This window comes from Streptomyces sp. NBC_01450, from assembly GCF_036227505.1.
Taxonomy (GTDB): domain Bacteria; phylum Actinomycetota; class Actinomycetes; order Streptomycetales; family Streptomycetaceae; genus Streptomyces.
The window spans coordinates 9908412-9929505 of record NZ_CP109480.1; the positions used below are offsets into that span (position 1 = coordinate 9908412).

At 69.3% G+C, this 21094-nt stretch carries 20 protein-coding genes, 1 tRNA gene and 1 riboswitch; of the genes, 12 read left to right on the top strand and 9 right to left on the bottom strand.

Annotation, left to right across the window (positions count from 1 at the left end; translation table 11 throughout):
* Positions 1–90 precede the first annotated feature (90 nt).
* Both OG568_RS44205 and OG568_RS44210 read left to right on the top strand, forming a co-directional pair.
* The gene (locus OG568_RS44205; protein WP_329535639.1) at positions 91–2076 is read left to right on the top strand and encodes a translation factor GTPase family protein; all 1986 of its coding nucleotides are present in this window, start codon (positions 91–93) and stop codon (positions 2074–2076) included.
* Positions 2077–2180: 104 nt separating this feature from the next.
* A complete protein-coding gene (locus OG568_RS44210) occupies positions 2181–4049 on the top strand; it encodes a cellulase family glycosylhydrolase (protein ID WP_329535640.1) in 1869 nt (622 codons plus the stop codon).
* Here OG568_RS44210 and OG568_RS44215 read toward each other — a convergent pair.
* A complete protein-coding gene (locus OG568_RS44215) occupies positions 4042–5310 on the bottom strand; it encodes a YncE family protein (protein ID WP_329535641.1) in 1269 nt (422 codons plus the stop codon). The two genes, OG568_RS44210 and OG568_RS44215, sit on opposite strands and share 8 nt — an antisense overlap.
* Before the next feature lie 173 nt (positions 5311–5483).
* Here OG568_RS44215 and OG568_RS44220 point away from each other — a divergent pair, with 173 nt between their 5' ends.
* Positions 5484–6146, top strand: a complete 663-nt coding sequence (locus OG568_RS44220; RefSeq protein ID WP_329535642.1) for a TetR/AcrR family transcriptional regulator — start codon at positions 5484–5486, stop codon at positions 6144–6146.
* Positions 6147–6562: 416 nt separating this feature from the next.
* Here OG568_RS44220 and OG568_RS44225 read toward each other — a convergent pair whose 3' ends face one another.
* Positions 6563–6910, bottom strand: coding sequence for a hypothetical protein (locus OG568_RS44225; RefSeq protein ID WP_329535643.1), 348 nt, complete (start codon positions 6908–6910; stop codon positions 6563–6565).
* A complete protein-coding gene (gene ctaD, locus OG568_RS44230; RefSeq protein WP_329535644.1) occupies positions 6907–8592 on the bottom strand; it encodes an aa3-type cytochrome oxidase subunit I in 1686 nt (561 codons plus the stop codon). The genes OG568_RS44225 and ctaD overlap by 4 nt, the downstream gene beginning before the upstream one ends.
* A gap of 105 nt (positions 8593–8697) precedes the next feature.
* On the opposite strand from ctaD, the gene OG568_RS44235 reads away from it, so the two are divergent.
* On the top strand, positions 8698–9261 hold the full coding sequence (locus OG568_RS44235) for an RNA polymerase sigma factor (RefSeq protein ID WP_329535645.1): 564 nt from the start codon (positions 8698–8700) through the stop codon (positions 9259–9261).
* Complete coding sequence (locus OG568_RS44240) at positions 9254–10234, top strand: CU044_5270 family protein (protein ID WP_329535646.1); 981 nt, start codon at positions 9254–9256, stop codon at positions 10232–10234. Before OG568_RS44235 ends, OG568_RS44240 begins: the two co-directional genes overlap by 8 nt.
* A gap of 55 nt (positions 10235–10289) precedes the next feature.
* On the opposite strand, the gene OG568_RS44245 is transcribed toward OG568_RS44240, so the two are convergent.
* Together OG568_RS44245 and OG568_RS44250 are read right to left on the bottom strand one after the other, a co-directional pair.
* Positions 10290–11141 carry a bifunctional 5,10-methylenetetrahydrofolate dehydrogenase/5,10-methenyltetrahydrofolate cyclohydrolase gene (locus OG568_RS44245; RefSeq protein WP_329535647.1) on the bottom strand — a complete coding sequence of 284 codons (852 nt, stop codon included), beginning with the start codon at positions 11139–11141 and terminating at the stop codon, positions 10290–10292.
* 23 nt (positions 11142–11164) lie between these two features.
* Positions 11165–11251: riboswitch (ZMP/ZTP riboswitch) on the bottom strand.
* Between the two features lie 17 nt (positions 11252–11268).
* Complete coding sequence (locus OG568_RS44250; protein WP_329535648.1) at positions 11269–11430, bottom strand: hypothetical protein; 162 nt, start codon at positions 11428–11430, stop codon at positions 11269–11271.
* 41 nt (positions 11431–11471) lie between these two features.
* Here OG568_RS44250 and OG568_RS44255 point away from each other — a divergent pair, with 41 nt between their 5' ends.
* Positions 11472–12071 (top strand): MarR family winged helix-turn-helix transcriptional regulator, encoded by a 600-nt coding sequence (locus tag OG568_RS44255; RefSeq protein ID WP_329535649.1) that lies wholly within the window; start codon positions 11472–11474, stop codon positions 12069–12071.
* A 24-nt stretch (positions 12072–12095) separates the two neighbouring features.
* On the opposite strand, the gene OG568_RS44260 is transcribed toward OG568_RS44255, so the two are convergent.
* Positions 12096–12461 (bottom strand): nuclear transport factor 2 family protein, encoded by a 366-nt coding sequence (locus tag OG568_RS44260; protein ID WP_266418162.1) that lies wholly within the window; start codon positions 12459–12461, stop codon positions 12096–12098.
* A gap of 172 nt (positions 12462–12633) precedes the next feature.
* On the opposite strand from OG568_RS44260, the gene OG568_RS44265 reads away from it, so the two are divergent.
* Positions 12634–12930: a hypothetical protein gene (locus tag OG568_RS44265; RefSeq protein ID WP_329535650.1), complete on the top strand. Its 297-nt coding sequence runs from the start codon at positions 12634–12636 to the stop codon at positions 12928–12930.
* 151 nt (positions 12931–13081) lie between these two features.
* Here OG568_RS44265 and OG568_RS44270 read toward each other — a convergent pair whose 3' ends face one another.
* On the bottom strand, positions 13082–14836 hold the full coding sequence (locus OG568_RS44270; RefSeq protein WP_329535651.1) for an ABC transporter ATP-binding protein: 1755 nt from the start codon (positions 14834–14836) through the stop codon (positions 13082–13084).
* A gap of 863 nt (positions 14837–15699) precedes the next feature.
* Here OG568_RS44270 and chvE point away from each other — a divergent pair.
* On the top strand, positions 15700–16788 hold the full coding sequence (chvE, locus tag OG568_RS44275) for a multiple monosaccharide ABC transporter substrate-binding protein (protein ID WP_329536613.1): 1089 nt from the start codon (positions 15700–15702) through the stop codon (positions 16786–16788).
* Positions 16789–17188: 400 nt separating this feature from the next.
* Positions 17189–17461, top strand: coding sequence for a hypothetical protein (locus tag OG568_RS44280; protein WP_329536670.1), 273 nt, complete (start codon positions 17189–17191; stop codon positions 17459–17461).
* Between the two features lie 72 nt (positions 17462–17533).
* Here OG568_RS44280 and OG568_RS44285 read toward each other — a convergent pair.
* Positions 17534–17607: transfer RNA gene (locus OG568_RS44285), tRNA-Met, on the bottom strand.
* A 188-nt stretch (positions 17608–17795) separates the two neighbouring features.
* Here OG568_RS44285 and OG568_RS44290 point away from each other — a divergent pair.
* From OG568_RS44290 to OG568_RS44300, 3 genes are all read left to right on the top strand, one after another.
* Positions 17796–18881 (top strand): S-(hydroxymethyl)mycothiol dehydrogenase, encoded by a 1086-nt coding sequence (locus OG568_RS44290; protein WP_266418170.1) that lies wholly within the window; start codon positions 17796–17798, stop codon positions 18879–18881.
* Positions 18881–19510 carry an MBL fold metallo-hydrolase gene (locus tag OG568_RS44295; protein ID WP_329535652.1) on the top strand — a complete coding sequence of 210 codons (630 nt, stop codon included), beginning with the start codon at positions 18881–18883 and terminating at the stop codon, positions 19508–19510. The genes OG568_RS44290 and OG568_RS44295 overlap by 1 nt, the downstream gene beginning before the upstream one ends.
* Before the next feature lie 125 nt (positions 19511–19635).
* Complete coding sequence (locus tag OG568_RS44300) at positions 19636–20550, top strand: SDR family oxidoreductase (RefSeq protein WP_329535653.1); 915 nt, start codon at positions 19636–19638, stop codon at positions 20548–20550.
* Positions 20551–20552: 2 nt separating this feature from the next.
* On the opposite strand, the gene OG568_RS44305 is transcribed toward OG568_RS44300, so the two are convergent.
* Entirely contained in the window at positions 20553–21089 is a 537-nt protein-coding gene (locus OG568_RS44305) for a hypothetical protein (RefSeq protein WP_329535654.1), read from the bottom strand.
* Between the last annotated feature and the right edge of the window lie 5 nt (positions 21090–21094).

Here is a 21094-nt window from a genome sequence, read left to right on the forward strand (position 1 = left end):
GCGTCCACCAAGATCAGGGAGCAGCAATGCGCACACCGTTCATGTCCACCCAGGAAGGAATCACTCCCACTTCAAAGGACATGACACCCGGTGCATATGCTCAACCTGGGAATCCTGGCGCACGTAGACGCCGGTAAGACGAGCCTGACCGAGCGGCTGCTGCACTCGGTCGGAGTCATCGACGAGCTCGGCAGCGTCGACGACGGAAGCACCCAGACCGATTCGCTCGCGCTGGAGCGGCAGCGCGGCATCACCATCAAGTCCGCCGTGGTCTCCTTCGCCGTCGACGACGTGACGGTCAATCTGATCGACACCCCGGGACACCCGGACTTCATCGCCGAGGTGGAGCGGGTGCTGAGCGTGCTCGACGGCGCGGTGCTGGTGATCTCCGCCGTGGAGGGCGTACAGGCGCAGACCCGGGTGCTGATGCGGACGCTCAGGCGGCTGCGCATTCCGACGCTCGTCTTCGTCAACAAGATCGACCGCGGCGGGGCGTGCCCCGAGCGCGTGCTCGACGCCGTCGCGGCGCGGCTCACGCCGGCGATCGTCCCCATGGGTGAGGTCCGGGCGCAGGGCACACGGGACGCCCGCTTCAGCCTGTTCGACGAGGCGCGGCTCGGCGCGCCGCTGCTCGACCTGCTCGCCGAGCACGACGACGGGCTGCTCGCCGCGTATGTCGAGGGCCGGGTGTCGTACGACCTGATCCGCACCGCTCTGGTGCGGCAGACGGGGCAGACCCTGGTGCATCCCGTGTTCTTCGGCTCGGCCGTGACGGGCGCGGGGGTCGATGAACTGATCGCGGGGATCAAGGAGTTGCTGCCCCGCGCCGAGGCGGATGTCGACGGCCCGGTCTCGGGCAGCGTGTTCAAGGTCGAGCGCGGGCCCGCCGGGGAGAAGGTCGCGTACGCCCGGATGTTCTCCGGGACGCTACGGACCCGCGACCGGCTGCCGCTGGGCGACGGTGTGGAGGGCAGGGTCACGGCGATCAGCGTCTTCGACCGGGGTGCGGCGGTGCGTGAGCAGTCCGTGGCCGCGGGGCGGATCGGCAAGCTCTGGGGCCTCGCGGACATCCGCATCGGCGACACCATCGGTGTACCCCGGAAGTCGTCGGCCGGCGAGCACCACTTCTCGCCCCCGACCCTCGAAACCGTCGTCGAACCCCGCCGTCCGACCGACAAGGGCGCACTGCACGGCGCCCTCACCCAACTGGCCGAGCAGGACCCGCTGATCGATCTGCGCCAGGACGAGACGCGGGGGGAGATCTCCGTGTCGCTCTACGGAGAGGTGCAGAAGGAGGTCATCCAGGCGACTCTGGCCGATGAGTTCGGCATCGACGTCCTGTTCCGCGAGACGACACCGCTGTGCATCGAGCGGCCCTGCGGCAGTGGCGCGGCGGCCGAGTTCATCAAGAAGGACCCCAATCCCTTCCTCGCGACCGTCGGGCTGCGCATCGATCCGGCCCCGGTCGGCTCCGGGGTGCGGTTCCGGCTGGAGGTCGAGCTCGGAGCGATGCCGTACGCGTTCTTCAAGGCGGTCGAGGACACCGTGAAGGAGACGCTCGCGCAGGGAATCCACGGCTGGCAGGTGACGGACTGCACGGTCACCATGACCCACTCCGGCTATTGGCCCCGGCAGAGCCACGCCCACCAGGGTTTCGACAAGAGCATGTCCAGCACGGGCGCCGACTTCCGGAGCCTGACCCCGCTGGTGGTGATGGACGCGTTGCGAGCCGCGGGCACCCAGGTGTACGAGCCGATGCACCGCTTCAGGCTGGAAGCCCCGGCGGACACGCTGGGTGCGGTGCTGCCGGTGCTGGCGAAACAGGGAGCCGTCGCGGGGACCACCGAGCTGCGGGGCACTTCGTGCGTGCTGGAGGGCCGGATCCCGGTCGCCCGGGTTCATGGGCTGGAGCGGCAACTCCCCGGGCTGACCCGCGGTGAGGGCGAGCTGGAATGCGCCTTCGACCACTACGCGCCCGTCCTGCGGGGCACGGTCCCCGACCGGCCGCGCACCGACCTCAACCCGCTGGACCGGAAGGAGTATCTGCTGAACGTGACGCGGAGGGTCGGGGCCTGAGCCCGCACCCCGCGACGCGTCTCCCAAATGATCCCCAAAAGCTGAAACTTACTCTGGAGTCAGAAGTATTGACGCCTTCTTGCGCACCCGCGACTGTTGTGGACATGTCGAAGTTACGTGCGCGTCTGCTCGGCGTCCTTGTGCTCCTCACCGGCTTCCTCTCGGCGGCGGGCGCCCAGCCCGCCGCCGCGGACGGACTCCCCGACTCCCTGTGGTTCGACGCCCCGGCGGCGGCCACCCTCACGGTCGACAAGGGCCGATTCCTCGACGGACTCGGCCGCGAGGTCGTCCTGCGCGGCTACAACGTCTCCGGCGAGACGAAACTCGAAGAGAACAGCGGCCTGCCCTTCGCGTCGGTCGCCGACGCCAAGAAGTCCGCGACGGCCCTGCGGGCCCTCGGCGGCGGCAACTCCGTGCGCTTCCTGCTCTCCTGGGCCCACGCCGAACCCGTACGCGGCCAGGTCGACTCCACCTACCTCGCCGCCGCCACCGACCAGATACGCGCCTTCCTCGACGCCGGAATCCGCGTGTATCCCGACTTCCACCAGGACCTCTACTCCCGCTACCTCTTCAACTCGGGCAGCTGGTACACCGGAGACGGGGCCCCCAAGTGGGCCGTGGACGCCGGAAACTATCCGAGCGAGTCCTGCGGGATCTGCCTCTTCTGGGGTCAGAACATCACCCAGAACGGGGCGGTGAAGCAGGCACAGTACGACTTCTGGCACAACGCGTACGGCGTCCAGGACGCCTTCCTCACCACGGCCCAGGCCACCATGACCTACGTCAGACAGCACCTCACCACCGCCCAGTTCGCGGGCCTCGTCGGCTTCGACCCGTTCAACGAGCCGTACGCGGGCACCTACGACTCCGGGCAGACCAGCCGCACCTGGGAGCGGGACCTGCTCTGGCCGTTCTATGTGAAGTTCCGGGCCCGGATGGACGCGGCCGGCTGGCAGGACAAGCCCGCCTTCGTCGAAGCCAATCTCTTCTGGAACTCCAACATCGACTCCCAGAAGCAGGAGGGCGGCCTGCTCGACGCGGGCACACTCGGCCCGCGCTATGTCTTCAACACCCACTTCTACGACCAGAAGGCCATCTCGGGCATCCTCATGTGGGGCAACGCCGAGGACGGCCAGTACGCCACCGACTTCGGGACGGTCCGCGACCGCGCCTCGGCCGCGGGGACGACGGCGATCGTCAGCGAGTTCGGCCATCCGCTGTCGGGAACGGTCGCCGGCAAGGCCCCGACCGTCGACAAGGCGATGTACCAGGCCCTCGACTCCCGCCTCAAGGGCGCCACCTGGTGGACCAAACCGGCGTCCTCCGGCCCGGTGCTCTCCGGCAACCAGTGGCAGTGGGACATCTACAACGGCCGCCATCACGAGCTGATGAACGGCAACGCGAGCAAGGTTCTCACCTCCGGCGACGCCTGGAACGACGAGGACCTCTCCGCCGTACGCCTCGACGACTCCGGCACGGCCGTCCTGCGCCAGGACGCCCGCCTCCTCGACCGGCTCTATCCGAGCGCGACCTCGGGCAGCACGGTCGCCTTCACCTACGAGGACCGCTCCCGGGACGGCTCCACCACCCTGACCTGGAACCCGGTTCCGTCGTCCCTGCCGCACGTCTCCCAGCTGGTGGGATCGGGCCAGTACGGGCTGCTCCTGTGGCGCTCGGGCGGCGGCAGCGCTCCCACCGAACTCCATCTCCCGGCGTCCTTCCCGACCGCGACCACGACGGTGGTCTCCGACCTCGGGGCGACGATCTCCCCACCCGCGTACTCCACGACCACCCCGATCGCCGTGGCCCCCGAGCCGGGCGGTACCGGAAGCCGCCGACTGCTGCTCACGGCACCGGACTCGGGGACCCTGCACTACGCGCTGGTCACGAACGGGGCGACGGCTCCGTCCGCCGACCTGCTGAGCGCGGCCCGCTCAGAACTGACCTCGTGGGCCGCGACGGCGGTCAACTAGTCGAAGAACCGGTCCAGTTCGCCTCCACATGGCCGAGGCGAACACGCTGGGGATGGTCGCCGACCGGCACCGACACCGTCTTCTGCCCCGTGGCGAAGTCGATGGCGGTGACCTGGTCGGCGCCGCTCTCGGAGACGATGCAGTCCTTGCCGTCACCGCTGACGGTCGCCCAGTACGGCTTCGAGGCGGTGACGAGCGGACCCTCCTGGAGGGTGGTGCGGTCGACGACGGTCGCGTAGTCGTCCATCGTTCCCGCGACACACAGCTTGGTGCCGGAGGGGTTCATCGAAATTCCGTGGTGGCGCGAGTCGTTGACCCAGGTGGTGCGGTCCGTGCTGGTCGCCGGGTTCATCGGCAGGGTCTTCACCCGGGTGATCCGGTCGGTGGCCACGTCGTACTCCAGGAAGCCGTTGAAGAACGACACCTGGAAGTACAGCTTGGACTCGTCGGGGCTGAAGACGGCGGGCCGGACCGCGTCGGAGAAGTCGGTGAGGCCGATGGCGTCCAGCCGCTGGCGCATGTCGATCACCTTGACCTGCTTGTAGGTGGTCGCGTCGACGACGGTGATGTGCCGGTCGCCCTTCGTCCAGTCCTGCCAAGGGGCGTCGAGCGAGGTGTTCACATCGCCGATCGCCATGTTCCAGATGTACTTGCCGTCCCGCGTGAAGATGTTCTCGTGCGGCTTGTCGCCGGTGCCGAAGGAGCCCAGCTGCTTACCGGTGTTGATGTCGAGCACGTGCACGGTGTTCGCGGTCGACGCGGAGACCGCGACGCGGGTGCCGTCGGGGGAGACGGCCATGTGATCGGAGCGGTAACCCGACACGGGGAAACGCCAGTTGATCTTGTCGGTGGCGAGGTCGATCGAGACGACATCGGCGAAGCTGGGGCGGGAGACGACCACCGACTTGCCGTCGGGCGTGGAGTACATGTCGTCCACGAGCTGGTCGTGGCCCTCGCCGACGCCGTTGCGGATGGCCAGGAAGTAGATCCACTTGATCGGATCGGCGTTGATCTCCGCCATCCGTGCGTCCTTGTCCGGGACGACGTTGATCCGGCCGATCTTCGCGAAGTCACCGGTGGACTTGATCACGTCCGCGGTGCCGTCCCAGTTGTTGCCCACGAACATCACTTCGCGCAGGTCGGCTGCGGCGGCCTGCGCGGCGCTCTGCGCGGAGGCCGCGGTCGCCGTACCGCCGAGCGTGAAGGTGAGAGCGACGGCGGCGGCGAGCGTACAGAGGTGCCTGGGTCTGAGGACAGACATGGTGGGTCCCTTGTCGTAGGCGGGGGGTGCGGGCTCCGAAGACTCTGAACACGACTGAGTTCAGAGGTGACTTACTGGAAAGTAAGGAGGGGGCGCCCCTCTCCACAAGGGTCCGTGCACGACAAAATCGTCCTAGGGGCGAACGGTTCGTCCCAGTGGCGAGGGGGGAACACGTGGCGGGCAGGCTCAAACAGCCGACCGGCCGTTACGGAGGCAGGACCGCCGCGGAACGGCAGGCCGAGCGGCGCTCGCGCTTTCTGACCGCCGCGCTCCAACTCTTCGGCGACGGCCCGGGGTTCAGATCCACGACCATTGCGGCGCTGAGCGAGGCGGCGGGACTGTCGACGCGTCAGTTCTACGAGGAGTTCCGCACCCTCGAGGACGTGCTGGCCGCCCTCCACCTCCAGGTCAACGACTGGGCCGAGGAGGCGGCCCTCGCCGCCCTCACCGACGCGCAGGACCTGCCGCTCGCCGAGCGCGCCACCGCGATCTTCCGCGCCTATGCCGCGAACGTGACGGCGGACCCGCGCCGCATCCGCATCACCTTCGTCGAAATCATCGGCGTCAGCCCGCGCATGGAGGAGCAGCGGCTCGCCCGCCGGGCCCGCTGGGTCGAGTTCATCTGCGCCGAGGCGAACGCGGCCGCCGCCCGAGGTGAGGCGGTGCCGCGCGACTACCGGATCGCGGCCGCCGCCTTCATCGGCAGCGTCAACGGCCTGCTGCACGACTGGCGCGCCGGCTGGGTGGACGCGACGCTCGACGAGGTGGTCGAGGAACTGGTCCGACAACTGCTGGGGATCCTGCGACCGGCGGGATGGTGCCCGGAGCCTCCGTGACGTGACCTCGCCGTGGGTGCCGGTCGAGAGTCGAGGTGTCCCCTCGAACCCGGCGGTGAGCCCCTGGAGATCCACCGCCGGGCTCGGGACCGCGCGCCGTTCCCGTTCCCACGGCGCGGCGGGGCCGCCTCCGCGCGCGACCGTGGGCTTGCGCGGTCCGAGGGCCCAGGGGTGGAGATGTGAACACGGTTGCTCCCTGGGCACCGTCCGTCCTGTCCGACCGGGACCCGCCGCGTAGTCGTGTGCGTGCCGAACATCGCGCCTTGGTCGGTACGAGGACGACATCAACAAGTTCCGCGGCGAAGCGCACCGCATTCTGGATGAACTGGGTGGTGAAGAGCCCTACTTGTCGGTGATGCGGAATCTGGTGGACGACTCGTCCAGGATGCTTCTGCGCGCCGGTCTCGCTCCCGAGGTCACCGTCGGCTGACCGAGACGACGGTCATCAGGGTGAGAGCGGTACCGAGGAGGAACCCGGCACACAGGCGTCGACGCAGGGCGTGGTACGTCGCCTCGTATTCGGCGCGCAGTTCCCGGCCGCGTCGTGCCGTCCGTTCCCAGGAGCGGCGGGTGAGGGCCAGGTAGGTGTCCGTGAAGCGTTCCTCGAGCTCCTCGCGTTGGGTGTCCGTCAGCCACGCCAGGGAACGGCTGAGACGAGCCGCTTCCGCCCGGCCCTCGGCCTTGGTGGCCTCGATGAGCAGATGGCCCTCCAGTTCGTCGATGAGTGCCCGCGGGGCCGGCGGGCGGTCGTCCATGGTCGTCATCGCAGTTCCTTCCGGGGCGTCTCCAGCTGCGCGGCCGCTGCCGTGATCTCCGGGTGGTGCAGGTCGAAGGCGGGGGACTCGCTGCGGATGCGCGGCAGGGTGAGGAAGTTGTGGCGCGGCGGCGGGCAGGACGTGGCCCACTCCAGTGAGCGGCCGTATCCCCACGGGTCGTCGACCTCGACCTTCTCGCCGTACTTGGCGGTCTTCCAGATGTTGTAGAAGAACGGCAGCAGGGAACTGCCGAGGAGGAAGGAGAAGATGGTCGAGAGGGTGTTGAGGGTGGTCAAACCCTCCACCGCCAGGTAGTCGGGAATGCGGCGCTGCATACCGTTCGCACCCAGCCAGTGCTGCACCAGGAACGTGCCGTGGAATCCGACGAACAGCGTCCAGAAGGTGATCTTTCCGAGGCGCTCGTCGAGCATCTTGCCGGTGAACTTCGGCCACCAGAAGTGGAATCCGGAGAACATCGCGAACACGACCGTACCGAAGATCACGTAGTGGAAGTGCGCCACCACGAAGTACGAGTCCGAGACGGGAAAGTCCATCGGCGGCGAGGCGAGCATCACACCGGTCAGACCACCGAAGACGAAGGTGATCAGGAAGCCGGTGGCCCACAGCATCGGGGTCTCGAAACTCAGCGACCCCTTCCACATCGTTCCGATCCAGTTGAAGAACTTCACACCCGTCGGTACCGCGATCAGGAACGTCATGAAGGAGAAGAACGGGAGCAGTACGCCACCGGTGACGTACATGTGGTGCGCCCACACGGTCACGGACAGACCGGCGATCGAGATCGTCGCGGCGATCAGGCCCATGTAGCCGAACATCGGCTTGCGGGAGAACACCGGGATGACTTCGGAAATGATGCCGAAGAACGGCAGCGCGATGATGTACACCTCTGGATGGCCGAAGAACCAGAAGAGGTGTTGCCATAGCAAGGCTCCGCCATTTGCGGCGTCAAACACATGCGCACCGAATTTTCGGTCCGCCTCCAGCGCGAACAGGGCGGCGGCGAGCACGGGGAAGGCCAGCAGTACCAGGACACCCGTGAGCAGCACGTTCCATACGAAGATCGGCATGCGGAACATCGTCATGCCGGGGGCGCGCATGCAGATGATGGTGGTGATGAAGTTGACCGAGCCGAGGATCGTGCCGAAACCGGAGAGAGCCAGACCCATGATCCACATGTCGGCGCCGACACCCGGTGAGCGGACCGCGTCCGACAGCGGCGCGTACGCGAACCAGCCGAAGTCGGCCGCGCCCTGAGGCGTCAGAAAACCGCCCACGGCGATCAGCGAGCCGAGGAGATAGAGCCAGTACGCCAGCATGTTCAGCCGAGGGAACGCCACGTCGGGCGCGCCGATCTGCAGCGGCATGATCCAGTTCGCGAAACCGGCGAACAGCGGCGTCGCGAACATCAGCAGCATGATCGTGCCGTGCATCGTGAACGCCTGGTTGAACTGCTCGTTCGACATGATCTGCAGCCCAGGCCGGGCGAGCTCGGCGCGCATCAGCAGCGCCATCACCCCGCCGACGCAGAAGAAGCCGAACGCCGTGACCAGATACAGCGTGCCGATCGTCTTGTGATCCGTGGTGGTCAGCCACTTCACCGCGGCGAATCCAGGACGCCGCGCACGCGTGGGAAGGGCTGCGGGTGGCGTCGTGACTGTGGTGCTTTCCATGCCCCGCCTGTGTCCGGCGCCGGGCCCGCTGTCACACTTGAGTGAAGCGACGAGCGTCACACCGACACCTGTGACGATCGCGCACCTGCCGGACACATATGGACCATGAGCAACGACGAGACCTTCGCCGCTGCCTATCGCGAGCACTACTGGGCGGTCAGCCGCTATGTGGCGAGGCGACTGGACGGCCGGAGCAGTGATGTCGAGGAGGTGGTGGCGGAGGTCTTCACCGTCGCCTGGCGGCGCCGGTCCGACCTTCCGCCGTTCCCGCTTCCCTGGCTGTACGGGGTGGCACGCCACTGCCTGGCCAACGCCGTACGCGGTTACGGGCGCCGCCGCAGGCTCCTCGACCGGCTCGGCAACGACGAGAGCGCGCACGGCAGACAGATCGTCGACAGTCCCGACTCGTCGTCGCCGGGCGACTGGGTGCACGAGGCGCTGGCCCGGCTCTCCCCGGCCGACCAGGAGGTACTGCGCCTGACGGCCTGGGAGGAACTCGGCGTCGACGAGGTCGCCGTCGCCCTCGGCTGCGGCACCCGCGCCGCGACCATGCGCCTGCACCGCGCCCGCCGCCGGCTCAGAGCCGAGATCGACCGTATGCACGTCACCGTGGCCGCTGGCACCGCCCCGCCCGGCCGCGACACCTCGAAGGAGCACGGCCATGGCTGACGAACTCGACATCCTGCGCCGTGCCAACCCGGTGACCGCCGCCGACCCCCGCTTCCACGACCGCCCCCTCGACCAGCACGCGGAGCGTCGCCTCAACCGACTGCTGCACGGCGAACGGGACAGCGGGCGCCCCCGCCCGCTGCGCCGCTGGGTCTGGAGCGTCGCCGGCGCGGCCACCGTAGGCGTCGTCGTCCTGACGCTCACGCTGTCGGGATCGACCACCACCCCGGCCGTGGCCGCACCCCGCCCGCTGATGGTCGAGGCGGGCTCCACACCCGTACCCCTGGACCGGCTCGCCGACGCGGTGGCGGCGTCCGGCGGCTCGCTGCGGCTCGTCCAGGGCACCCACGTACAGACCTGGAGCATGGGCATGGGGCCCGGGGCCCGGCCGCCGATCACCGTCCCCGAGGAACGCGTGGTCCGCTGGAAGGCCGACGACAGCCACACGGAGCTCGTCGTGGCGACCGACCCCCGCCACCCGGGCAGGCCGGTCCTCACCGACGCCGACCCCGCCCCCCGCACGGTCGAGGACGGGCACGTCCTCAGCAGGCAGACCTACCCGCCGAGCTGGAGCGACGCCCCGCCGGTGGCCCCGCCGCCGCGCGACGCCGAGCGGCTGCGCTCCTACCTCGAGGAGATCGACCTCAGGGGGGCGATGGACACCTCCGGACTCCTCGACGCCGTCGGCGAGTTGCTGAACAACTGGACCCTCGGCACCCGCGAGGACGCCGCGCTGGTCCGTGTCCTCGCCGACGCGAAGGGGCTGCGCCCGGCCGGAGCGGTCACCGACCGGCTGGGCAGGCAGGGGCAGGCGTACGTGTACGACGACGCCGCGCACTCCACGCGACGGATGCTGATCCTCGACCCGAGGAGCGGCGCCGTACTCGGGATCGAGGACACCGTCACCAAGGACGATCCCGAGTACGGGGTCAAGGCCGGGGACGTGATGTCGTACAGCGCGTGGATGCGCTGAGCGGCCCGAAGCCCGGTGAGCGGACCGAAAACGCCGCAAGCGACGTCGAAATGCCTTACCGGAGGCCGAGTTGGCGCTCGGCCCCGGTCACGGTCTGCTCCAGCAGGACCGCGATCGTCATCGGGCCGACACCGCCCGGCACCGGCGTGATCAACCGGGCCCGCTCGCGGGCGGTGTCGAAGTCGACGTCGCCGACGTTCCCGGGGTTGTAGCCCGCGTCGATCACGACGGCTCCCGGCTTGATGTCCTCGCCGCGGATCAGCCGGGGCCGGCCCACGGCGGCCACCACGATGTCCGCCTCGCGCACGACCGAGGAGAGACCGGTCGTCCGCGAGTGGCAGTAGGTCACCGTCGCGTCGCGGCCGAGCAGCAGCATCCCGACCGGCTTGCCGAGGATCGCGCTGCGCCCCACCACGACGGCGCGCCTGCCGGCCGGGTCGACGTCGTACTCGTCGAGGAGTCGCATGATGCCGCCCGGGGTGCAGGACACGAAGCCCGGCAGCCCGAAGCTCATCGCCGAGTACGAGCTCAGCGTCACCCCGTCGACGTCCTTCTCCGGCGCGATGGCCTCGAACGCGGCGCGCTCGTCGATGTGCGGCCCGACGGGGTGCTGGAGCAGGATGCCGTGCACGGCCGGGTCGCCCGACAGCGCCTTCAGCGTGTCGACCAGCTCGGCCGTGGTGGTGTCGGCGGGCAGGGCGACGTGCCGGGACTCGATGCCGGCCTTGTGGCTGCGGTTCTGCTTCATCCGGACGTAGGTGACCGAGGCGGGATCCTCGCCGACCAGCACCGTCGCGAGACACGGTGCCGTCCCCGTGCGCCCGGTGAGTTCGGCCGCGCGCTTGGCGGTCTCTTCCACGATGCGGCGCGCGAGACCCGCGCCGTCCATGAGCTGGGCCTGGGACATGAGCTACTCCTGAGCGTCGCCGACACAATCGCCCAGGCGCGCGGCAAAGACCCGTTCGTCAGGCCGCTCCCCGGTGGTACTCCACCTCAGCGCCAGTCACGGCCCGCGACCAGAGTAGCTCGTACGATCAGCGGCCCGAGTCGGCGGCAGCGGCCGCGTCGAGCAGGCGCGTCGCACGTTCCCAGCGATCGCCGGTCCTCAACTCCCTTGCCGTGGCGCTGAGTTCGTGGCGCAGTACGACCGTACCAAGGGTAACTGCGGTGCTCGTCAGGGCAGCGAAATCAGTCATCAGGAAAACCATCCACAAGAAAACTGTTTACGGAGAGGCGCATGGAAGACGTGAAGGCGGGAGAGGCGAAGGTCGTGCACGGGCAGGCCTCGGCGGCGGACTCGGTCGACCGCCACGTCGCGGTCTGGGCGAAGGAACTCGACTGGATGGACCCGGTCAAGGAGGAGATCTTCGTCAGGCTCGCGATCCTGGCTCGGCGGGCGGCTCAGGCCCGCCGGGACATGCTCGACTCCGACGGGCTGCAGCACTGGCAGTTCAAGGTGCTGCTGATGCTGCGCAGACTCGGGCCGCCCTACGCGGCGAGCCCCTCGCAGCTCGCCGACATGCTCGGGCTGACCCGCGGCGCCCTGTCCGCGCGGCTCGGCCCGCTGGAAGGGGCGGGGCTGATCGCGCGTACGCACCACACGGCCGACCGGCGTCGCGTGGAGGTGCGGCTCACCGATGCCGGATACGCCGCATTCGAACAGCAGGCGGTGTCGGAGGACCGGGGTGAGAACGCACTGCTCGCAGTACTGACCCCAGCAGAGAAGCTGACGCTCGCAGACCTGCTGCGGAAACTGGTCGTGGCAGCCGACGCCGCTGCGGGCGCGAGCGGCCCATCGCGGCCTTCGCCGAGAAGGTCCAGGTCAGGCGAGAGTTGATCTGGACCTTCGGCCAGTTCCTTCCTACTCGTCCCATGCCTGCAGCAGCGTGTGTTCGACGATCTTGCCGTCGCGCAGCGAGACCATCGAGCTGGCGAGTACCCGCACGCCGTCCGGGTACTGGCAGGACTCGGTGAACGCGACGTGGTCGCCCTGGACGACACACTCTTCCAACTTGTGTGTCATGTCGCGGCTGTACACGTCGTTGAGCATCTCGGCGATCTCGCGTCGACCGTGTTTGACCATCGGGTGACTCGGCTGGGTATTGCGGTCGACGATGGTCATTTCCGCGTCGTCCGCGTAGAGCGACAGGAGATCCGCCGCATTGTGTCCTTCTATGCCCCGGCGTAGCGCTTCGGTGTCGAAGGCGGGGCCTGCCATGGTGCCCATGTCGACCTCCTTGGAAGGCCGCGGTCCGCCACCGAGGGGACCGCGAAGGGCCTCTCTACCGAGAGTGCTCTGCCCCACCGTTCACGGCAAGCCCAGCCGATGCGATGCGCCTCTCGGGTGAGGAGCGGGGGACAGCCGTGACCGTGCGCCGTCCGGGACTGTTGCTGCAAGCATGATCTCAACACGACGTATGGTCGCCGCCGTTGGTCTCGCCGTCGGTGTGACGGGCCTTGCCGCGCCGATGGCGTCCGCGGCCGCCGCCGAGGCTCCGGCCGCGGGGAAGCTGAACCCGATGACCCAGCTCGACGCGCTCGCCGCCAGTGGCATCCCCGCGGAGCACCAGGCCGACATCCCGCGGGTCGCCGACCAGCTGGCCGGACTCAACCGCCTGAACGACCTCAACCAGTTGCGCCAGGTCACCGACCTGGTCGCCCCTGTCACCGGACTCCTCCCGGGCCTCCAGGCCTAGGACCTGTCTTCTGGATCAGGTCTTCTGGATCAGGCCTGGGCCTGTCCCAGCCCGTGTCCGCCGCCGGCATCCCGTGCCGGGGGCGGATACGGGTCGGCGGCGGTCGAGTGAAGGAAACCTCACATGGAGAACGCGCGACGGTCCGCTCTCCTCAGCCCGCCGTCGCGAGGAACTGGGTCGCGGCCAGCTCCGCGTAGAGGGGGTCCCCGGCCACCAGTTCCCGATGGGTGCCCACGGCGCGTACGCGGCCCGCGTCCATCACGACGATACGGTCGGCCATCGTCACGGTGGACAGCCGGTGCGCGACCACCAGGACCGTGGTCGTACGGGCCACATCGGCGACCGTGTCGCGCAGCGCGGCCTCGTTCACCGCGTCGAGCTGTGAGGTCGCCTCGTCCAGGAGCAGCAGGCGGGGGTGGCGCAGCAGCGCGCGGGCGATCGCGACGCGCTGGCGTTCACCGCCGGACAGCCTGGTGCCACGGTGCCCGACGAGCGTGTCCAGGCCGCGCGGCAGCCGGGCGACCAGCCCGTCGAGCCGGGTCGTCTTCAGCACCCGGGTGACCTCGGTTTCGTCGGCCTCCGGATTGCCGAGGAGCAGGTTCTCGCGCAGGGAGCCGGACAGGACCGGGGCGTCCTGCTCCACGTACCCGATGGCCGACCGGAGCCGGGGCAGGTCCCACTCCTCCAGCGGGCGGCCGTCGACCGTGATGACGCCCGCCTCGGGGTCGTAGAATCGCTCGATCAAGGAGAACACGGTGGTCTTGCCCGCGCCGGAGGGGCCGACGAACGCGGTCATACCGCGGGCCGGGACGGCGAAGGTCACGCCGTGGTGGACGTACGGCAGGTCGTCGGCGTACCGGAAGCGGACGTCGTCGAAGGCGAGTGCGGCCGGTGCGGAGCCGGGGGCCGGCAGCGGCGCGGGCAGGGCGTCCGGTTCGGCGGGCAGCCGCAGCGCCTCCTGGATGCGGGCGAGCGCGGCGGCGCCGGTCTGGTACTGGGTGATCGCGCCGACGACCTGCTGGATCGGCGACATGAGATAGAAGACGTAGAGGAGGAAGGCGACCAGCGTGCCGACGTCGATCGCGCCGGTCGCGACCCGCGCGCCGCCCACCGCCAGGACCGTGATGAAGGCGATCTGCATCGCCAGCCCGGCCGTGTTGCCCGCGGCCGCCGACCACTTGGCGGCCCGTACGCTCTGCCGCCATGACTCCTCGGCCGCCGCGTGGACGGTCTGCTCCTCCCGGTGCTCGGCACCCGACGCCTTGACCGTGCGCAGCGCGCCGAGGATCCGCTCCAGCGAGGCGCCCATCACGCCGACGGCGTCCTGCGCCTGCTTGCTGGCCCGGTTGATGCGCGGCACGATCACGCCGAGCACCGTCCCCGCACACAGAATCACCCCCAGAGTGACGCCGAGCAGCACCACGTCGACCAGGCCCATCATCACCACCGTCGCCACCAGGGTGAGACCACCGGTGCCGATGCCCACGAGCGAATCGGTGGTGACCTCGCGCAGCAGCGTCGTGTCGGAGGTAATACGGGCCATCAGGTCGCCCGGTTCACTGCGGTCCACCGCCGGTATCCGCAGCCGCAGCAGATACGAGGAAAGAGCGCGCCGCGCGCCGAGCACCACCGACTCGGCGGTACGCCGCAGTACGTACGAACCCAGCGCCCCCACCGCGGCGTTGGTGACCACCAGTGCCGCCATGCCGATGAGCGCCCGCCCGATCGGCCGGTCGTGCGACAGGTCGGTGATGAGCCCCCGCGCCACCAGCGGCAGCACCAGGCCGGTGGCGCCGGTCGTCAGCGCCAGCAACGCGCCTGCCAGCAGGGCCCATCGATGCGGTCGTACGTACCCGAGAAGCAGCCGCCAGGCGGGCGGTCCGGCGTGCGGCTCAGCGATGCTCACGGTGCTCCTAGCGGGAGTTCGGTGCGGGGCGTTCAGGCTACGTCGGCGCGGCCCCCGGACGGGAACGGGTGGCCCGCCGCGCAGGGCGTCCGCGTCGCGGACCATGGCGAGCGTCAGCGGGGCCCGTCCTTGTCGGGCGGGCGGTCGTCGAGCACGCGGACCAGTACCTCGCCCGGGCCCGGTTCGCAGTACGTCGCGTTTTCGGAGCAATCTCCAGTGCCTTTACGGAACCGTACTTGTTCGACCCGTTGACACTTCGCGCCCTGCCTACTTAGAGTCACGCCATCGTTCCGAACGTGTGACGACATTTCGAACGGTTGAAAGGCAACTTCCTTGCGCATCACCGGAGTCGGTACACACGTGGACGTAACGTCGCGGCGCAACCTGGCGTGCTTTCAGACACGCGCCGGCAACGGGATCGCGATCATGAGCGTCGGCAAGACCCGGAAGCCCCGGGCCGGTCGGCGCACCCATCGGCGATCTGTGAGGCACCAAGGCTCCTGAGCATCGACCTCGCCCATGCGATCGACGGCTTGACCAGCCGTCACATCACGCAGATCCATGGGCAGTTCACTCCCGTGGAGACGCGCACCCAAGACCCTGACGACCTCGGCGGCCATGTGCGGATCCACAAGGTCGCCGGGCTGATCCGCCGCGGCGCACCGCTCCACCTGAAGGTCACGCTGTCCAGGGCGGCCGAGATCCACCCGTACGTCGCCATCTGCGGGTACCTGAGCCTGGACACGGCACGGCCGGCTCGCGCTCGACCCGCTCGCCGGCTGCCCGGCCCGCTCCACCGCCACTTCCCCACAGGCATCAGTTACGCCGTCTCTCAACGACGAGAAGAACAAGGAACGATCACCATGCACAACCGCAGAACCGTCCTCGCCGCCATTGTCGGAGCTGCCTCCTCCGCCCTCACCCTGTCCGCCTGCGGCGGCGAGAGCAGCACGGGCAGCTCCAAGGGCGGCACCATCGGCATCGCCATGCCGACCCAGGCCTCCGAGCGCTGGATCACCGACGGCAAGAGCATCGTGAAGAACCTGCAGGGCAATGGGTACAAGGCCAAGCTGGTCTACGGCGAGAACGAGCCGGCAACCCAGGTCTCCCAGATCGAGAACCTGATCACGCAGGGCGTCAGTGCGCTGATCATCGCGGCCATCGACAACACGTCGCTGACCAAAGTGCTCCAGAAGGCGGCCGACGCCAAGATCCCGGTGATCTCCTACGACCGGCTCATCCTCGGCACCAAGAACGTGACCTACTACGCCTCCTTCGACAACGAGCAGGTTGGCCGGCTCCAGGCCCGCTACATCATCGACCAGCTCGGCCTGGAGAAGGGCAAGGGCCCGTTCAACATCGAGCTGTTCGCCGGCTCCGCCGACGACAACAACACCAAGTACTTCTTCAGCGGCGCGTTGCACCTCCTGCAGCCGTTCCTGGACAGCAAGCAACTGGTCGTCCAGTCCGGTCAGACCGCGCTCAAGCAGATCACCACCCTGCGCTGGGACGGTGCCACCGCGCAGAAGCGCATGAACTCCATCCTCGCCACGACGTACAAGAGCAGGACGGTCGACGCGGTCCTGTCGCCGTACGACGGCATCTCCATCGGCGTCCTGGCAGCGCTGAGGGCGTACAACTACGGGTCCGTCAGCAAGCCCCTTCCGGTCATCACGGGGCAGGACGCCGAACTGGCCTCGGTGAAGTCGATCATCGCGGGTCAGCAGTCGCAGACCGTCTACAAGGACAGCCGCCAGCTCGCCGAGGTCGCCGCGAGCATGGTCGACGACGTGCTCAACGGCAGGAAGCCGCAGCTCAACGACACCAGGACCTATGACAACGGTGCCAAGGTCGTGCCCGCCTACCTGCTGCAGCCCATCAGCGTCGACAAGACCAACTACGACAGCGTTCTGGTTGCGACCGGCTACTACACCGACGCCGAGCTCAAGTAGCCGTACGACACCGGCGGAACGGTACGAGTAGAGCCCCCGTCGTCCGGCGGCTCTACTGTTCGGTGAGGCCCTCGGTCGTGATGAACAGCGGGTCGATGGCCGGGTGGGGCATGGACCCGAATGGGTTGGCGGCCGCCGGAGCGGGAGGCGAGCACGTCGTGCCGGCGGGCGTCGTCGCGCGGTGTGCCCCCGGGCACGCGTCGGCCGTCGAGCCACACCAGGTGGGCAGGACCTCGGGCGCATGCGGCGCGATCCGCTCCGGATGCGGCCCCTGGAGGGGCGGATACGTGGGCGCACCATGTCTTTCGCCCACCAGGCGGTATCGCGGCAAGGGAGCCGCTGCGCCGTCCACATGTACGCCGCGGCCGGCGCGCTGAGACCCCCACCCGAGGGGGATCCGATGAACCTGGATGAAGTCCCGTACGAGCGCCGCAAGTTGTCGGCCGTTGACGCGGGCAGTTCCTTGAAGGACATGACCGGAACGGACGGGGCGGTTGCCGGCGTCTCGGCACTGGTGCCGGTCGTCGGCTTCACCATCGCCGGCTGGCAACGGCGTCGCAGACGAGCTCTCGCTATCACCTTGGTCGCGGTGCAGGCGGCGAGGGTCTTCACTATCCGCCGTAGCCGCCGCGGAGGGGCTCTCGCTGCGCGCGTGTCTCACCCGTCTCGCTGACACGCCGCTGACTCCGGCCGAGCGGGTCGAAGAGAGGGGCCGGCACCATGGTGCCGGCCCCTCACACATCAGTAGCGGGGACAGGATTTGAACCTGCGACCTCTGGGTTATGAGCCCAGCGAGCTACCGAGCTGCTCCACCCCGCGTCGGATTCCTCTACCCTACGCCACTTATTCGGGCCTCGAGACCATGATCGGACGCCCGCCGCAGAGGCGGGCTGGCGGCTGGCCATTGACCGCCTGCGCACGCCACCTGGCGTTCTACCGGTCGGTTACCGGCGGGTCACACCGTAGGGTCGGTTGACGAACGTCGATCTACGGAAGGGTTCACCACCATGGCGCAGGAAGTACGTGGCGTGATCGCCCCGGGCAAGAACGAGCCGGTGCGCGTCGAGACCATCGTCGTGCCGGATCCGGGGCCTGGAGAGGCCGTCGTGAAGATCCAGGCGTGCGGGGTCTGCCACACCGACCTGCACTACAAGCAGGGCGGCATCAACGACGACTTCCCCTTCCTGCTCGGCCACGAGGCGTCCGGGATCGTGGAGTCGGTCGGCGACGGTGTCACGGACGTGGCTCCCGGCGACTTCGTGATCCTCAACTGGCGTGCGGTGTGCGGGCAGTGCCGCGCATGTCTGCGCGGGCGGCCCTGGTACTGCTTCAACACGCACAACGCCAAGCAGAAGATGACGCTCAAGGACGGCACCGAACTGTCCCCGGCCCTGGGCATCGGAGCCTTCGCGGAGAAGACCCTGGTCGCCGCCGGACAGTGCACCAAGGTCGACCCCGCGGTCTCCCCGGCGGTCGCCGGGCTGCTCGGCTGCGGCGTGATGGCCGGCATCGGTGCCGCCATCAACACCGGCAACGTCGGCCGTGGCGACTCCGTCGCCGTCATCGGCTGCGGTGGCGTCGGCAACGCGGCGATCGCCGGAGCCCGGCTGGCCGGAGCGGCGAAGATCATCGCCGTCGACATCGACGACCGGAAGCTCACCACCGCGTCGAAGCTCGGCGCGACCCACACCGTCAACTCCAGCTCGACCGACCCCGTCGAGGCGATCCAGGAACTCACCGGCGGCTTCGGGGCCGACGTCGTCATCGACGCGGTCGGCCGCCCGGAGACGTACAAGCAGGCCTTCTACGCCCGCGACCTCGCCGGCACGGTCGTCCTCGTCGGCGTACCCACCCCCGAGATGAAGCTCGAACTGCCCCTGATCGACGTCTTCGGACGCGGCGGCGCCCTCAAGTCGTCCTGGTACGGCGACTGCCTGCCGTCCCGCGACTTCCCGATGCTCATCGACCTGCACCTCCAGGGGCGACTGGACCTGGGCGCGTTCGTGACCGAGACGATCGCCCTGGACGGGATCGAGGCCGCCTTCGAGCGGATGCACCACGGTGACGTGCTGCGTTCGGTGGTGGTGCTGTGATGGGCGCCCGGGTCGAACACCTCGTCACCTCGGGCACGTTCTCGCTCGACGGCGGCACCTGGGACGTCGAGAACAACGTGTGGATCGTCGGCGACGACCACGAGGCGATCGTCATCGACGCCGCGCACGACGCCGACGCCATCGCCGAGGCGGTGGGCGACCGGCGGCTGCTGGCCATCGTGTGCACCCACGCGCACAACGACCACATCGACGCCGCGCCCGCCCTCGCCGAGCGGACCGGCGCCACGATCTGGCTCCACCCCGACGATCTGCCGCTGTGGAAGCAGACCCACCCCGACCGGCTCCCCGACGCCTGGCTGCAGGACGGACAGGTGATCGAGGCGGCCGGCGCCGACCTGACCGTCCTGCACACGCCCGGCCACGCCCCGGGCGCGGTCTGCCTCTACGACCCGGGGCTGGGCACCGTCTTCACCGGCGACACGCTCTTCCAGGGCGGGCCCGGAGCGACCGGGCGCTCCTTCTCCCACTTCCCGACGATCGTCGAGTCGATCCGCGAGCGTCTGCTCACCCTCCCGGCCGACACGGTCGTCCGCACCGGTCACGGGGACTCGACCACGATCGGTGCCGAGGCCCCACAGCTGGAGGAGTGGATCGCGCGCGGCCACTGAGCGGGAAGCGGGACCACCGCGACACACCGGCGAATCACGACAGGAGATGTCCGGCTTCCGCGGGACTCTCGTGGGGACACACGGGCGAAGGCAGCCCGTGAACCCCACGAGTACGGAGGTCGGACATGGCAGGGCCGTTGGACGGCAGGGTCGCGCTGGTCGCGGGCGCGACCCGCGGAGCGGGCCGAGGCATCGCGGTGGAACTCGGTGCGGCCGGTGCCACCGTGTACGTCACCGGACGCAGCACGCGCGAGCGACGTTCGGAGTACGACCGCCCCGAGACGATCGAGGACACGGCGGACCTGGTCACCGCGGCCGGAGGCGTCGGCATCGCGGTGCCCACCGACCATCTGGTCCCCGCCGAGGTCGAGGCCCTGGTCGCCCGCATCGCGGACGAACGGGGCCGCCTCGACCTCCTCGTCAACGACATCTGGGGCGGCGAGAAGGACTTCGAGTGGGACACCCCGCTCTGGGACACCGACCTCGACCAGGGCCTCGCGCTGCTGCGCCGGGCCGTCGAGACGCACGCGATCACCAGCCATCACGCACTGCCCCTGCTGCTGCGCACCCCCGGCGGCCTCGTCGTCGAGATGACCGACGGCACCGCCGAGTACAACCACGACACCTACCGAGTCTCCTTCTTCTACGACCTCGCCAAGGCGTCCGTCCTGCGCATGGCGTTCTCCCTGGGGCACGAACTCGGCCCGCGCGGTGCCACCGCGCTCGCGCTCACCCCCGGCTGGCTGCGCTCGGAGATGATGCTCGACACCTTCGACGTGAGCGAGGAGAACTGGCGGGACGGCCTCGAGCGCGTCCCGCACTTCGCCATCTCCGAGACGCCCTCCTACGTCGGCCGTGCCGTGGCCGCGCTGGCCGCCGACCCGGACGTCGCGCGCTGGAACGGCCGGTCCCTCTCCAGCGGGCAACTCGCCCAGGAGTACGGCTTCACCGACCGCGACGGCAGCAGGCCGGATGCCTGGCGCTATCTCGTCGAGGTCCAGGACGCGGGCAGGCCGGCGGATGTGACGGGGTACCGGTGAGCTCAGGTGGGACTCACCGGTTGCAGCGGCCAGCGCGCGGAGTGGCCCGGGGGCAGCGCCAGATCGTCCCGCACGGCCGCGTAGTAGCCCTCGCGTCCGGCGCGCTGCCGCTCCAACAGTGCCTGCCACGCCCGCGGGTCACGCGTCCCCTCGCGCAGGAACTGCTCCATCTCCATCACTCCGACCACCCACGTCCGGGCCCGCTCCACCACCTGCGGACTGCCGAGGAGGATCAGCGCCTCCCCGGACGGATCCCGCGCGACGGTGGCCTCGGCCAGCAGCGGCGCGGCCTCCTCCGGGGACAAGGGGTGAGGGTGCGGGTCATTGCCCAGGTATGACGCCACCCGGTAAGTCAGAGTGACGCTCTTCTTCAGCGACCGCGCGTAGTCGGCGTACACCGCGAGCCGCCGTTCCTCCCACCGGGCCGTCCGCTCCCGGTGGAAGCGCGCCCGATCGCCCCGAACGATCGCCAGATACGAGCCGAGGGCACCGATGACCACGCCGATCAGCGCCGGAAGTTGTTGTATGAACGCGGACATGAGCG